Here is a 13,831-nt window from a genome sequence, read left to right as displayed (position 1 = left end):
CGCTTATTCGTTAACGTAATCTAACCAACCGTGTTGATCTTCAGAATTACCTTTAACCAAATCGAAGTACGCCTGTTGTAATTCAGCCGTGATAGGACCACGTTTGCCATCGGCAACCGGTAAACCATCTACACTTCTAACTGGAACGACTTCAGCGGCAGTCCCCGTCATGAAGAATTCATCCGCAAGGTAAAGTGCTTCACGCGCAATCGCTTCTTCACGCACTTGGTAACCACGTGATTTCGCTAATTCAATAATAGTGTCACGTGTTAAGCCCGGTAAAATACACGCTGAAGTAGGTGGTGTGTAAAGCACGCCTTTCTTAATAACGAAGAGGTTTTCGCCCGCACCTTCACTCAAACAACCATTCACATCGAGTGCAATACCTTCCTCGTATCCATGACGACGCGCTTCACCTGTGATCAGTTGCGAAGACAGGTAGTTGCCACCTGCTTTTGCGCCTGTTGGCATGGTATTTGGTGCAAGACGATTCCATGAAGACACACAGACATCAACCCCATCTTCAAGACTTCCATCACCTAAATATGCTCCCCATTGCATTGCTGCTACGGTGACATCCGCGTGATGTGAACGTGGGTTAACTCCTAAACCAACGTTGCCTAGAAACGCAAACGGACGAAGGTAGGCATCTTTGAAGCCATTCTTTTTCACTACATCTTTACATGCTTGAATGATGTCTTCTTTTGTGAATGGCAGTTCCATGCGGTAAATTTTGGCTGAATCAAACAGTCGTTGAATGTGATCTTCCAATCTGAAAATCGCAGGTCCTTTTGGCGTATCATACGCACGGATCCCTTCAAAAACCGAGCTGCCGTAGTGAATTGCGTGGCTCAATACGTGAGTCGTCGCTTGCTCATATGGGATCATTTCGCCGTTGTGCCAAATAAAATCTGATGTTTTTGTCATCTGGTAATACCTTGTTTGTAATCTCTGTTATATAGCCTGTTGTTTTAAGGTATGTAGTTGTACATCCTTTACTTCAACCAGTTTACTAAGTTGTGTTGTCAGTAAGTAGATAGGTCTATCACTATCTACTGTCATCTTTACATGGAAAAGATCGTCGTTCGTTGCGCCTTCAAGTTCTAGGTTCGTCAATGCAAAACCACGATGACGCGCCACGCGTAAAAAACGCTCTATTGCGATACTGTGCTTTTTTACTGCAAGGGTCAATTGGTGTTTCATTTCGCGTTCTCCGTCATCATTTCATCGTTTGCAGCCCCAGGTGGTACTAGTGGCCATACGTTCGCTTTATCGTCTATACACACATGAAGTAGATAAGGTCCTTGCGAAGACACCAATGCGTCAATCGCTTGAGCCACCTCATCACCGCGCGTGATGGTTTGCCCAGGGATCCCAAATACAGCCGCTAGTTGAACGAAATCAGGATTGTCCGATAAATTTGTTTCGCTATAGCGACCTTCAAAAAACAGTTGCTGCCACTGTCTAACCATACCCAGTCTTTGGTTATCTAAAATTAAAATCTTTACAGGCAGGTTGTTGCGGCGGATCGTCGCCAATTCCTGAATGTTCATCATGATAGAACCATCACCAGACACGGTAAGGACCAAATTGTCTGGACGAGCGATTTGTGCACCAATTGCAGCCGGTAGCCCAAATCCCATGGTGCCAGCACCACCACTACTTAAATGATTTGATGGATGAGTGAATTTCATGTGTTGGGCAACCCACATTTGATGTTGACCAACATCACAGCACACGACTGCATTGTCTGGAAGTTGCTGACTTAACTGGCTCAACAACTTCGGTGCATAAACCTCTTCGCCAGGAAAGTCATAGCGCCACGCGTGTGTCTTCATCATATCTTGCACATGCTGTTGCCACGCCTCAGATGAGAGCACAGGCTTAAGCGCTGGCAAAGACGCTTTCAAGTCAGCATGCAACATCGCTGCAACGGGTTTACGTTTGCCTATTTCAGCGCGGTCGATATCAAGGTGGATGACCTTGGCCTTCGCAGCAAACTTTGCCAAATTGCCCGTTACACGGTCGTCAAATCGCGCACCGATACACACCAAAAGGTCGCATTGTTGAACCGCTAGATTAGCAGCTTGTCCACCATGCATACCAAGCATTCCCAAATCGTATTCGTAACTTGGCAGTACGCTGCCAAGCGCTTTCAACGTAGACACTGCAGGCATTTTGGAGGCGTTAAGAAATGCCATTAATTCGCTTTGTGCATCTGCGCTTTGTACGCCACCACCCACATAAGCCACTGGACGCTGTGCTTGTGCTAAAAGTTCGTTGGCACGAGTCAATTGCGTCTCACACACTATCGGTTGCTCATCAAACTCTTCTGCTAGCCATGGATGAAAGGGTACTTGTGCCATCTGAATGTCTTTCGGAATATCAACTAAAACGGGACCTGGACGACCACTTTGTGCAACGTGCATTGCTTCTTGTAATACTTGAGCGAGCTCGTCCACATGCTCAACCATGTAACTGTGTTTTGTGCAAGAAAGCGACATACCTAACACGTCTACTTCCTGAAATGCGTCAGAGCCGATAGCAGCCGTGGGCACTTGTCCTGTAATCGCAAGAAGCGGCACCGAATCCATCATAGCATCGGCAAGTGCCGTGATTAGATTTGTCGCGCCAGGACCTGAAGTCGCTAGGCATACACCAAGTTTTCCTGTGCTACGTGCGTATCCAACCGCTGCAAACCCCGCGCCTTGCTCATGACGCGTTAGGTAGTGTTTAACTGGCGCACCGTAGAGAGCGTCGTAAATTGGCATAATTGCACCACCAGGATACCCAAATACCTCTTTAACCCCTTGCCTCGAAAGCAACTCTACTACCAACTGTGCGCCTGTCATTCCTCATCCCCATTCGTAACGTAAAATTAAATTTTGACCCTAAAACGAAGAAGCCCCCCGAACTTTTCAGTGCGGGGGCTTCTCTAAATGCTTTTCAACTTTCTTTAAGCATTAGCCAGCCCCCGCGGTAATAATAATCACCACGTTGATAATCACGACTAGGACTAGCTTTGCTGTTAACATTTTCGTTTCTCTTAAACCGAATTCTTTTAGTCTGGTAGCCACGGCGAATTTACGCTGGCTATCCATCAATCTACCTTTTCTATTAGTACATACGGGGACAGGCTTCGTCAAGCATAAAAACAATGCAAGTTACAAATAAAAACCCGCAGAAAATAAAATTAAAATTCAATAAGCACACATATATTAGATTATAAATTCACCTCGTCTATAAAGCATAACTTCGACACCTCAAAAACACGCTTTCATCGAACGATTAAAACTTTGTTTGAGTAAACATTAAATTTTTGTGATTTACACTGGGAATTGGATATGATCTGGTAACAACTACCTCTCGGACTGACCAATATGTCATTTTTGCGTTTACTACGCCCCATTTTTCTCCTCTGCATTTTTTGCTTTTCGGCTGTCTCTTTTGCTGAACCTGGCCTTTGGCAAATTAAAAAAAACAACCATACATCGTATCTTTTCGGTACGATCCATGTGGGCGATAGTAGTATGTCAGCTTTGCCGGATTCGGTTATTGAGGCATTGGAAAAATCAAACGCCGTGGTAGTTGAACTGGATACAACCACCCTCACCCCCGAATACCTGCAAACTCATATTTACCCGTTAATGACGCTGCCAAATTCCACATCGCTCAGTCAACGCTTAAAACCAGAGCTTTACCAAAAACTTGCAAAAGCATTACTGGAAAATGGTCTGTCGATAACCCAGTTCAAACACATTAAACCTTGGGCCATTTCGATTAACTTAACGGCCATGAGCTATCAACGAGCTGGATACCTTTCAAGTTTTGGAGCAGATATGCAGGTACTTGGTTTTGCAAAGAAAAAGCAGCTTGAGATCATCGAGCTTGAATCGGCTAAAGAGCAATTTGGCTTCTTTGACCAAATAGACCACGATAGCAACTACCTCCTTAGCGAAACACTTAAATCAATGGAAGACGCGGCCACTTACATACACCCTCTTGTCAGTGCGTGGAAAGCGGGCGACATAAACAAACTAACTGACTACTACCACTTGTCTTTTGATGGCTCACCACTCAGTCAAGCTGCGGAGAAAGTGATTCTTAAGGACCGAAATGCTCGTTGGACTACCACGCTTGTTCCGCTACTAGAAGAACGTTCCTTGTTCATCGCCGTTGGTGCGTTGCATCTGCCTACAGAACATGGACTTATCGCACTATTCAAAAAAAATGGCTTCGAAGTAAAAAAAATTAACTAAAGCTTTAAACCTTTTCATTCGTTAGAAACGTCAAATAAGAAAATACAGAACAACAGGACATTGATAATGAAACACACACTCCTTGCTTTAGCATCCGCTTTGGTTATCAGCCAAAGTGTTTTTGCAGATGAACAACGCTCTATTAGTAAAACATTTTCTCAGGGTGCTTCACACGAACTCGCGATTGAATTTCCGGTTGGTCAACTGGATATACAAACAACTGAGGGAGACAACATCGAGATCAACGTAGTACTTAAACCGAAAACAGACGACAGCTGGTTCAGTAAAAACGTTGAGCTAGATAAAATAGAGATTGAATCGAAGCAACGCGGCAGTGAGTTGTATCTCACTATCGATAATGATGAGATTCAACAGGAATGGTCAGTGAAAGTACCAAAATCGATGGCACTTGATATTGAGCTTGGCGTTGGCAATGTCGAAGTAGAATCCCTCGCGAATTCTGCTGACATCGAAGTTGGCGTAGGGAAAGTTCGCATTAATAGCCACGAGAACGATTTTCGTTCAATCGCACTTGAATCCGGAGTGGGTAAATCGCATATCAAGGGCTTCGAAAACAACATTGAGTACACCAAAAATATGGTAAGTTCGGATATGAAGTATCGAGGTCAAGGCCAATACACGATTAAAGTTGAGGTTGGCGTAGGCGACGCAAAGTTTGAAAAAATTTAGAATTTTAACGACTTTTAACCTCATTTAGATTCACTTTATCGAAAAAAACAGCATATCAACGTGCTGTTTTTTGCGTCCCACTCAACCATCACCAAATTACGCCATTCTTGCTATTAAGTTAAAAATATACGCTTGACACCTAGACGGCTAAAATGTTTCAATGCCGCCTCACCCGATTTTTGCTAGGTGTGAACGTTGATTCACAATCTAGACATGTCGAACCATTTTTCCTAAAAAATGGTCGATATTATGGGCTGGAAGAGGAGCGTTATTCAGGTAGTTGACCGGAGGGGAGCAAACCCCATTGAACGTCAACGAGGGGAAATAACGCCGAGAAGTATGTGTGTTTTGCTACCACATATTTCGGACGCTTGGGCTGAATCCCAACGTCTGTCACCAATTTTGGTTTTGGTGGAGAGCTTCTGGTCTTGAAATTATTAGGCCAGATGTGTCTATTTTTTTAAGTCCATTGCTCTTCGAATTTTAATCTGTTCGGAGTCTTGGATCCTGCCAATACACCGAACACTTTTAAGTTCGGTAGAGATGAAAACATCATTCAACTTATCAGACTTTCCGTTATGGACGGCTCTAGTTACGCCTTTTGACACGCAAAATAACGTTGATTTCGATACGTTAGCACGCCTGGTCGAAGAACAAGTCGCGGCCAATAACGGCATTTTACTCCTTGGTTCCACCGGCGAAGGTACTCGCGCTTACGCTTGATGAACAAAAACGTATCGTAGAATTTGTGTGTGATTTATCACCCACAGTGCCTCTTATGGTTGCCGTTGGCGGAATAAATTTACAAGCTCAATTGGATTGGGTTTCGTATTGCAATGATTTGCCAATTCACGCGTTTTTACTTGGTACCCCACTCTACGCAAAGCCGGGGGTGGTGGGTCAAACTCATTGGTTTGATGCACTGTTAAGTGCCACATCCCTGCCTTGTATGTTATACAACGTGCCTGGCCGAAGTGCGGTTGCCATTGCGCCTCAAGTACTTTCTAACCTCCAACACCACGATAATCTGTGGGCATTGAAAGAAGCCTCTGGTGATATCAGTAAATTTGAAGCCTTTCGAAAAGCGGCGCCAAACGTGGCTGTGTACAGTGGCGACGATGGACTGATCCCTTATTTCGCCCAAGCTGGGGCTGCTGGATTAGTGAGCGTGGCTTCTAATGCATGGCCGCAACAAACCGCCGAGTTTGTGCGTCGCTCACTTGCTGGAACATTCCCGAACTTATTCACCACATGGACAGATGCGGTACATAGCCTTTTTGAAGTTGCAAGCCCTGTGCCCGTAAAAGTGCTTATGCACCAACAAGGGCGTTTAGTTACCCCGAATTTGCGTCCACCGTTAACTCATTTAGAACTGAATAACACCGTAGCCCTCAGTGCTGCAAACGATACGATTTTAGCTTGGAATTAAGGTAGTAACATGAGCTGGTTAGATTTATTAAACGATTTAGAACAAGGCAAAGTACGTGCAGCAACTCAAGATGCAAACGGTCAATGGCACGCGAACGTCGAAGTCAAACAAGGCATTCTTGAAGCATTTCGTCATGGCGTAAACACAGAATATCCGGGTGGTTTTGTTGATAAAGATAATTTAGCACCGCGTGGCTTCGCTAGTGAGCAAGGCGTACGTATGGTTCCAGGTGGGAGCAGTGTACGTCGTGGCGCATACGTCGCATCGGGCACCATCATCATGTCACCAGCCTACATCAACATCGGTGCTTATGTGGATTCTGGCACTATGGTTGATAGCCATGCCTTGGTGGGATCATGTGCTCAAATTGGTAAGAATGTCCATCTTAGCGTCGCGGTGCAAGTCGGTGGCGTCTTGGAGCCAGTGGGGGCAAGCCCAGTGGTGGTGGAAGATGGCGCTTTCATCGGTGCAGGCTGTGTATTAGTCGAAGGGGTGGTCGTGAAGAAAAATGCGGTACTCGCGCCTGGCGTACGTTTATCAGCATCAATTCCCGTTTTCGACTGTGTAAATGAACGCATGCTAGATAAAGGCGAAGCGATCCCTGAAAACGCGATAGTGATCCCTGGATCACGTCCAGTATCAAGCGAATGGGGTCAAGCACAGGGGCTTAGCATGTCGTGCGCACTGATTGTTAAATACCGCGATGAACAATCTGATGCATCGTTGTTACTTGAAGAGGTGCTGCGTTAATGACGTTCTTGAGTGCGCCTGTTCGCGAAACGTTAGTCTCTCTGTGCCATGAACAAGAAACACCCTTTTTTGTTTATGATCTGGATAGGCTGAGCCAGCATCTTCAATTGCTGACGAAACAAGACATCGTTAAGTTATGGTATGCCGTTAAAGCGAATCCACTGTCTGAAATCATCAAATGTCTGGATCAAGCGGGGTTTGATTTTGATGTTGCAAGCAGCGGTGAGCTAGAGCAGGTCATTGCACAGGGTGTCGACGCGACTCGCGTACTCAACACGGGACCGGCTAAATCAAAACGCCAAATCCAACACTTTCTTAAACGTGGTGTGACCACGTTTGTTGCTGAAAGTATCAATCAAGTGCGCTGGTTACAAGAAGCAGCTGTTGATCACCATGTGAACTTACGTGTTTTACTGCGTGTTCAGTTACGCTGGCCTGAAGGCGAAAAAAATCCTCTTGGCGGGGATACACTCACCCCTTTTGGTTTGGGTGTTGAAGAATGGCAACATTTGAACCTTAAAGACTACTCTCACTTGAATTTTGTTGGTCTCCATATTTTTCAATGGGGCAACATGCTCTCGACGGATAAACTCGCTTCACTTTGGCAAGCAATGGTGGGGCCATTGCAACAATTGTCACACCGTTTAGGCATGCAACTCGACGTGCTTGATTTGGGCGGCGGATTGGGGATCCCCTATACTTCTGACGCTGAACACCTTGATTGGCAAGTACTCTTAACTGCTCTTGATAACATAAAAGACGCTATTGGTGTTAAAGAGTTATGGATGGAATTGGGTCGCTATGCTGTCGGTGAATGTGGATATTACGCTAACCCTGTGGTTGAGCAAAAAACCAATTACGGCGTAAAACAACTCATCGTCTCTGGCGGTGTAAATCATTTACTGCGCCCAGCAGTGACGGGACAGGCATTTCCGTGCGAACGCCTTCGTCAAGACGATACATCATTCGCCCAATTCGCCATTCATGGACCACTTTGTACTGCACTGGATAGCCTTGGAAGCCATTCGCTTCCTGACAACACTGACGAAACCGATTGGCTTGTTTTCAGCCAATGTGGTGCCTATGGCTTTACCGAAAGCATGCCCTACTTTCTGTGCCATGAGTTGCCCGCTGAATATGTGATTCAGCAAGGAAAGGTGCAGTGTGTTCGTCAGGCTGAGTCAGCCCAATACTATTTGAGATAACGTGCGTATGTTGAATTCGATTACTCAAGAAAACATCAAAGTCGGTGAAATAGCCAATGGTCTTCCTCTGACTATTCCCGTGTATCGACTCAAAGGCTCTGGGGCTGGTCCATCGGTCTATATTCAAGCCAACATGCACGGTGCCGAAGTACAGGGTAATGCGGTGATTTACCAGTTGCTTGAACTGCTAAAGCACACTCCATTGAATGGTGATATTACGCTGGTCCCTTATGCCAACCCTATTGGCTGTAATCAAAAATCCGGGGAGTTTACGCTTGGTCGCTTCGATCCGATCACTGGCACTAATTGGAATCGAATGTACCATGATCACACCGATTTAATTCCAGAATTTGTTGAAGCTCATCAGAATCTTGATGACAGTGCGTTAAAAGCGGCATTTAAATCAACGTTGTTAGAGCAAACCCATGCTTTACTTGATGGCGATGCTTATCGTCTCACAACGGGCAAGCGGATCGCACTCAATCTGCAGGCACTGGCTCACCAAGCTGACTTAGTGTTGGACCTTCATACTGGTCCCATTTCGGCAAAACACCTTTATTGTCCGATGTACGCCAGAGAAAGTGCCCGTTATTTTGATATTCAAAATGTTCTCCTTATCCCTGAAGGATTCGGCGGCGCGATGGATGAAGCCAGCTTCTGTCCGTGGTGGCAATTATCTCAAACGCTCGCTCAACGAAATCGTGAATTCCCAATCATGGTCGAAGCATTTACGGTTGAACTTGGCTCACAAGAGAAGATTGATCTCGAAGAAGCCAAACAAGACGCCAAAAGCATCTTAAACTATTTGAATCACAAGAAGGTGATCGATTCGAATGAGTATCAGCCAAATCAAATGACTCGTTACGCATGTTATTTAAAGGACTACTTGGCTTACTACGCGCCAATGGGTGGCATGGTGGAATACACCGCCCCGCTCGGCGAGCCAATCTCAGCAGGGACCACTATCGCTAAGATCCTGCGTATGGAGCAGTACCTGAGTGAACAGCCGCTTCATGAGATTACCTTACCGGTTGATGCAATTCCGATTCTTCATTTTGCTTCTGCAAGCGTCAATCAGGGTACCGAACTTTATAAATTTTTTACTCATTATTTTGAGCTGTAAACGATTATTGCGTGAGAGTAAGTATCCACTTTCATTAAAAATATTGAAAATGGACTACTTACAAGGTGAGGCGGCATATGCCGCCAGCCTTTTTACCTAGACCTCACCGTTCGGCTACCACTTTCATATTCCTTCGTTCTTCGCACTTGTTGTGCTACTCCACCACATAAAATCGACGTCTTTTTTGTTGTAAACTGCTCAGGATGAGAAATTCAGGAAAACTTCATACGTTATGCGTATACTTTCCCTATAATAATTAAAGGGATCACTTTCATGCGTATCACAACGTGGGTATTTTCGTCATTAGCCACACTGTTCGCTTCAAGCTACACATTCGCCGCCACGGAAACACAACAAGAACCAGATGAAATCGACCTTATTAAACAGTGCGTGTTAAATGAGGTGCTTGCTGGTGATAAAAACCGCACGGTTGGTGAACTGCGAGAGTTTTGTTCACAAATGGATGCCGCGAAGAATGTCAGCCAACTTGATAAACGTGTTGCTCGTGAAAGTGTTGGCGCAAAGAACCGCAATGTTTTAACGCCACATCAACGTAACTATATTTTACCTGTTTCTTATGTTTCTCATCCGAATAGTCGACCGTTTGATGGCTTTTCAGAATTGGCTGAGGAAGGAGAACCGCTCGACCATTTAGAAGTAAAGTATCAATTGTCACTAAAAGTCCCTATTTACACTGGATTCTCAGACAAAGACCAAGCCATTTTTATGGGCTTTACCTTGCAGTCCTTTTGGCAATTCTATAACAAAGAAATTTCCTCACCATTTCGAGAAACCAATTACGAACCCGAACTTTTTTGGATCAACTTCTTAGATGATGAGCATGTTTTGTGGGGTGATGAAATGGCCGTTGCACTGGGTATTTCTCATCAATCAAACGGCCGCAGCCAGCCTAACTCACGTTCTTGGAATCGGGTTTACGCCAACTTCATTTGGGAAAACCGTGGTTTTGTATTCAGCCTAAAACCTTGGTACCGCATTCCGGAAGACAGGAAGGAAGACTCGCTTGAAGCAAAAGGCGATGACAATCCGGATATTCACAAGTACATGGGGTATTTCGAGTTTTCCGGTGCGTATCGCTACGAAGAACATGAATTCAGCTTTATGTTGAGAAACAACTTAAACAACGACAACCGAGGCGCAATCCAACTCGATTGGTCATTTCCAGCTTGGGGGAAATTACGTGGCTACGTTCAATATTTCAACGGCTATGGTGAAAGCATGATTGACTATAACGCGGACATTGAACGCATTGGCGTTGGCATACTACTTACCGATTTACTCTAATCTTTACCCAGTGGGCGCTATGCGCCCATTTGTGCTTTAATCCAACGACAAAAATGGATGACTTTTTGCCATCGGAAATGATTTTCAGGTGCGGCGATAAAGTATTTAAACAAACAGTCCATTTCAAAATCCGTAACAGCTTCAAGTTGACCGAGTTCCAACTGCGGTTCGATTAGTCGTCTTCTGACCATCGCAATCCCTTGTCCAGCTTGCGCCGCTTGAACAACAATAGCCGCATTATCGATGGACAAGAACTCTGGTGCCTCATGCTTTTTAATGTCATGTAAATCGAAGAAACACTGCCAAGCGCGTTCAGCATCTGGACAAATGTCCATAATCAGCTTTTGCTCCAGAATTTGTGCTCGAATGGGTTTGCTTTTATCAACTAGCCCCGGTTTACAAGCCAGTAAAATACTATCCGCAGCAAGCAGTTCAGTGTGTAAATTTGGGTAATTGCCTTCACCAAATCGGATCCCAATATCAGTTTCACCTTCGTCAAAATTAGTGAGCTTGTCACTGGGTTCTAAGCGGATTTTGATATCGGGGTGCTGTTTTTGAAAATCACTTAAACGAGGTAACAACCAGCAGTGAGCAAACGAGCCAAGCACCGACAAATTTAATGTATCAGGTCTAGGGTCTTGTCTGAGTGCTTGTACGCCTTTTGCCAGACTATTCATACCAGTTAGGACATAGGGCAAAAGTTGCTGACCAGAGGGCGTAAGAACCACTTGACGAACCTTACGTTCAAACAACAAGCAATCTAAGTGCTCTTCAAGCAATTTGATCTGCTGACTAACCGCAGCCTGCGTCACATAGAGCTGCTCAGCAGCCGCTTTCAAGCTACCGAGTTCGGCAACATATTTAAAATAAAGCAGACTTTTTAGTGGAGGAAGCTTCATATAACACATTAGTTTTTCTTAACTATGTGTAAATATTACTCGTTTGTCAGCAAAGCGCAACCGAACAATACTAACTCTCGAAAGTTCACTACTCTGGAGAGATAACATGAAAAACATTCTATTAATTAGTTTACTTAGCTTCGCTTTGCCTTCATTAGCAGCATCAAAGATAGCACAAGAGCACATTGATACAGACGAAGGGTTTCCATACAAAAACTTAATTATGAAAGCAGACCGTGTGGAGTTAAGTTACAAAGAGCATGGGGATGAGGTGGAGTGTCGAGTAGCTATCATCACAGCAAACAACACACATCAAGGAACTCCTAAGACAACCAAAGCAAAAAATCTGCGACATAAACCAATGGCAGCCTGCCTGTCACGTGACGAAGCAAAGCAATTTTTAGCTCAACTTTGAAAAGAATTTGGGGGCAACGTTTTTGCGCGCCCCCAATGACTTTGAGACTAGGACACCCGTTCACGTGCGCAATTAGGTCGATTCAAGGATGTGGTCAGATGCGAGGACTGACATGAAGGAATAACCGAGCGCTTCAAATTTATACTGCAACTTTAAGGCATGTTGAGTTAAGTAATTACGCTAAAGCCATGAAACATCTCTTATCCATTTTTGCATATGTGGATACCCCTTCTCTGGATGAGTCATGTCCCATGCACCGAGCAAAGGAAAACCAAAACCTTTTCCGTCGGAAAAGGCGTCGATTAGGTTCTTGCTACCACCTCGATAACCCTCCTCATGAAAGACTAAGTCAAGCGGCAACCCTAAATGCGTCACCGCTGCAACGGCCCACGCTGTTGCCGCCATTTCCTCGCCATGCATTTCTTGTGCTTTACGGCCATTTAGCAAACCATTTTTAAAGATATCCCCTTGTAAAAAGGGACGCGCTTTCGGTTCACATATCGCGATGTGACCTGCTTCATGCAAGATGTCGCCTAGAAACTCTAATTTTTCTAGATCTATCTGAAGCACGCCAAAATGCAAATGCAGCCCTGGTAAAAATGTGTTTTGCTCAATCGTTGTCAGTTCGAATGGCACACCAATCTCAGTCAAAAAATCCATGATCTTTCCAGCAACCGCCTGATCCATTTCATTATTCCTTTCTTACTAACCCTAACATCACGTCATACCTTCTCGCATTGTGTGACATTTTTCAATTAAACAATCGGGTTATCATCGGGTTTCGATGGATCGCGCTCAGATTCTTCTCTACGTTCTTGTGCAATTCGATATTCTTCAGCCAGTGACTCTTGCAATTGAGACATTTTCTCTTGGAATTCCTCTTGAGTCACGGCTCCCTGAGCATAGAGATCCAACAGTTCATCCATTTTCTCGCGAATTTCATTGATCTTTTCTTTGTTGACGCCCAATCGGCCAAACATGACCGCTTCACGCGCTTTTTCCAAAAACGTTTGCGCCGAGGTATAGGGACTTACCTCTTTCATCTGCATTTGTTGACTAAAGTCGGATTGAGCCGATTTCATTTCAGTTGCGGCAATGGCCTGCCCCAATTGAGAACCAAAGTCCGCAAGTGGCATTTCTTTGTCGCCTTTCGGTTGAGTGAGTGTCGGCGTTTTCTCCATTGTAGCGGGTGTTCGCTCGAGCATTCCTTTAAAAAACATCATACAAAACTCCATGTACTTCGTTTAAACAAAATGAACATTTAACTAAGCAGTTTGTATGCCAAAAAGGTAATTATGTAGATTCTATTTGATTGAGGATTCACTTGGGAGATGGGAAAGATGAATTAAAAATAAAGGACTTTTCGCAAGTCCTTTAAAGTATTAGTTAAGTTCCAATTGTTTATTAAACACTTTAAAAATTCCGTGCGTTATAAACGGACCTTCAACAGTGTAAATACATAACATTTCAACACTGCCTTTGCCTTCAGGGAAGTTTCGAACAATATGCTCATGGTCAATAACGACATTCCCATATGTTTCACGGCTTAGCACCGTTGCTTTTAAATCTGGTTCGAGAAAACGTGCGGCTATGTTTGCTTGGATTGCTTCTCGCCCCGTTGCAAGCACCACACCTTCAGTGGACAGTTGCACCGCGTCTTCTGCATAGGTTGCCGCCCATGCCTGTGCGTCTTTTTCGTTATACGCACGTAACTGACGCTCAACAACCTCTATGATTGAATCACTCATGTTGCCCT

General features: G+C 44.6%; 15 protein-coding genes, 1 pseudogene and 1 riboswitch. Of the genes and pseudogenes, 8 read left to right on the top strand and 8 right to left on the bottom strand.

Translation table 11 applies throughout. The features are described from left to right. Positions 1-3 precede the first annotated feature (3 nt). The 4 genes from J5O05_RS12390 to J5O05_RS12375 all read right to left on the bottom strand — a co-directional run bounded on the left by J5O05_RS12390 (position 4) and on the right by J5O05_RS12375 (position 3,101). Positions 4-927: a branched-chain amino acid transaminase gene (locus tag J5O05_RS12390; RefSeq protein ID WP_208842300.1), complete on the bottom strand. Its 924-nt coding sequence runs from the start codon at positions 925-927 to the stop codon at positions 4-6. A gap of 27 nt (positions 928-954) precedes the next feature. Further along, the gene (gene ilvM / locus J5O05_RS12385) at positions 955-1,203 is read right to left on the bottom strand and encodes an acetolactate synthase 2 small subunit (protein WP_208842299.1); all 249 of its coding nucleotides are present in this window, start codon (positions 1,201-1,203) and stop codon (positions 955-957) included. Beyond that, positions 1,200-2,852 (bottom strand): acetolactate synthase 2 catalytic subunit, encoded by a 1,653-nt coding sequence (gene ilvG / locus J5O05_RS12380; protein WP_208842298.1) that lies wholly within the window; start codon positions 2,850-2,852, stop codon positions 1,200-1,202. The genes ilvM and ilvG overlap by 4 nt, the downstream gene beginning before the upstream one ends. A gap of 111 nt (positions 2,853-2,963) precedes the next feature. Then, positions 2,964-3,101: a hypothetical protein gene (locus J5O05_RS12375; protein WP_208842297.1), complete on the bottom strand. Its 138-nt coding sequence runs from the start codon at positions 3,099-3,101 to the stop codon at positions 2,964-2,966. Between the two features lie 279 nt (positions 3,102-3,380). On the opposite strand from J5O05_RS12375, the gene J5O05_RS12370 reads away from it, so the two are divergent. From J5O05_RS12370 to J5O05_RS12340, 7 genes and pseudogenes are all read left to right on the top strand, one after another. After that, positions 3,381-4,259 carry a TraB/GumN family protein gene (locus J5O05_RS12370; protein WP_208842296.1) on the top strand — a complete coding sequence of 293 codons (879 nt, stop codon included), beginning with the start codon at positions 3,381-3,383 and terminating at the stop codon, positions 4,257-4,259. Between the two features lie 66 nt (positions 4,260-4,325). Then, positions 4,326-4,949, top strand: a complete 624-nt coding sequence (locus J5O05_RS12365; RefSeq protein ID WP_208842295.1) for a hypothetical protein — start codon at positions 4,326-4,328, stop codon at positions 4,947-4,949. A 250-nt stretch (positions 4,950-5,199) separates the two neighbouring features. Next, a riboswitch (Lysine riboswitch) is annotated at positions 5,200-5,379 on the top strand. 113 nt (positions 5,380-5,492) lie between these two features. Then, positions 5,493-6,378: pseudogene (dapA, locus tag J5O05_RS12360) on the top strand (4-hydroxy-tetrahydrodipicolinate synthase). A 9-nt stretch (positions 6,379-6,387) separates the two neighbouring features. Next, positions 6,388-7,128, top strand: coding sequence for a 2,3,4,5-tetrahydropyridine-2,6-dicarboxylate N-succinyltransferase (locus tag J5O05_RS12355; RefSeq protein WP_208842294.1), 741 nt, complete (start codon positions 6,388-6,390; stop codon positions 7,126-7,128). Further along, on the top strand, positions 7,128-8,333 hold the full coding sequence (locus tag J5O05_RS12350) for a PLP-dependent decarboxylase (protein WP_208842293.1): 1,206 nt from the start codon (positions 7,128-7,130) through the stop codon (positions 8,331-8,333). The genes J5O05_RS12355 and J5O05_RS12350 overlap by 1 nt, the downstream gene beginning before the upstream one ends. 7 nt (positions 8,334-8,340) lie before the next feature. Next, a complete protein-coding gene (locus J5O05_RS12345; RefSeq protein ID WP_208844525.1) occupies positions 8,341-9,456 on the top strand; it encodes a succinylglutamate desuccinylase/aspartoacylase family protein in 1,116 nt (371 codons plus the stop codon). Between the two features lie 273 nt (positions 9,457-9,729). Then, positions 9,730-10,761, top strand: a complete 1,032-nt coding sequence (locus tag J5O05_RS12340) for a phospholipase A (protein ID WP_208842292.1) — start codon at positions 9,730-9,732, stop codon at positions 10,759-10,761. A gap of 17 nt (positions 10,762-10,778) precedes the next feature. On the opposite strand, the gene J5O05_RS12335 is transcribed toward J5O05_RS12340, so the two are convergent. After that, positions 10,779-11,669 carry a LysR substrate-binding domain-containing protein gene (locus tag J5O05_RS12335; protein ID WP_244369596.1) on the bottom strand — a complete coding sequence of 297 codons (891 nt, stop codon included), beginning with the start codon at positions 11,667-11,669 and terminating at the stop codon, positions 10,779-10,781. 97 nt (positions 11,670-11,766) lie between these two features. On the opposite strand from J5O05_RS12335, the gene J5O05_RS12330 reads away from it, so the two are divergent. Continuing rightward, a complete protein-coding gene (locus J5O05_RS12330) occupies positions 11,767-12,075 on the top strand; it encodes a hypothetical protein (RefSeq protein WP_208842291.1) in 309 nt (102 codons plus the stop codon). A 180-nt stretch (positions 12,076-12,255) separates the two neighbouring features. Here the strand turns inward: J5O05_RS12330 and J5O05_RS12325 are convergent, their stop codons facing one another. The 3 genes from J5O05_RS12325 to J5O05_RS12315 all read right to left on the bottom strand — a co-directional run bounded on the left by J5O05_RS12325 (position 12,256) and on the right by J5O05_RS12315 (position 13,823). Further along, complete coding sequence (locus tag J5O05_RS12325) at positions 12,256-12,762, bottom strand: hypothetical protein (RefSeq protein WP_208842290.1); 507 nt, start codon at positions 12,760-12,762, stop codon at positions 12,256-12,258. Between the two features lie 68 nt (positions 12,763-12,830). Beyond that, on the bottom strand, positions 12,831-13,298 hold the full coding sequence (locus J5O05_RS12320; RefSeq protein ID WP_208842289.1) for a hypothetical protein: 468 nt from the start codon (positions 13,296-13,298) through the stop codon (positions 12,831-12,833). Positions 13,299-13,457: 159 nt separating this feature from the next. Continuing rightward, positions 13,458-13,823: a nuclear transport factor 2 family protein gene (locus J5O05_RS12315; protein ID WP_208842288.1), complete on the bottom strand. Its 366-nt coding sequence runs from the start codon at positions 13,821-13,823 to the stop codon at positions 13,458-13,460. Positions 13,824-13,831: the final 8 nt, after the last annotated feature.

Origin of the sequence: Pseudoalteromonas xiamenensis, from assembly GCF_017638925.1 — a bacterium.
Taxonomy (GTDB): Bacteria; Pseudomonadota; Gammaproteobacteria; order Enterobacterales; family Alteromonadaceae; genus Pseudoalteromonas; species Pseudoalteromonas xiamenensis.
Note: the sequence above shows the minus strand (reverse complement) of the source record. Positions and strands in the feature narration are given on the sequence as shown.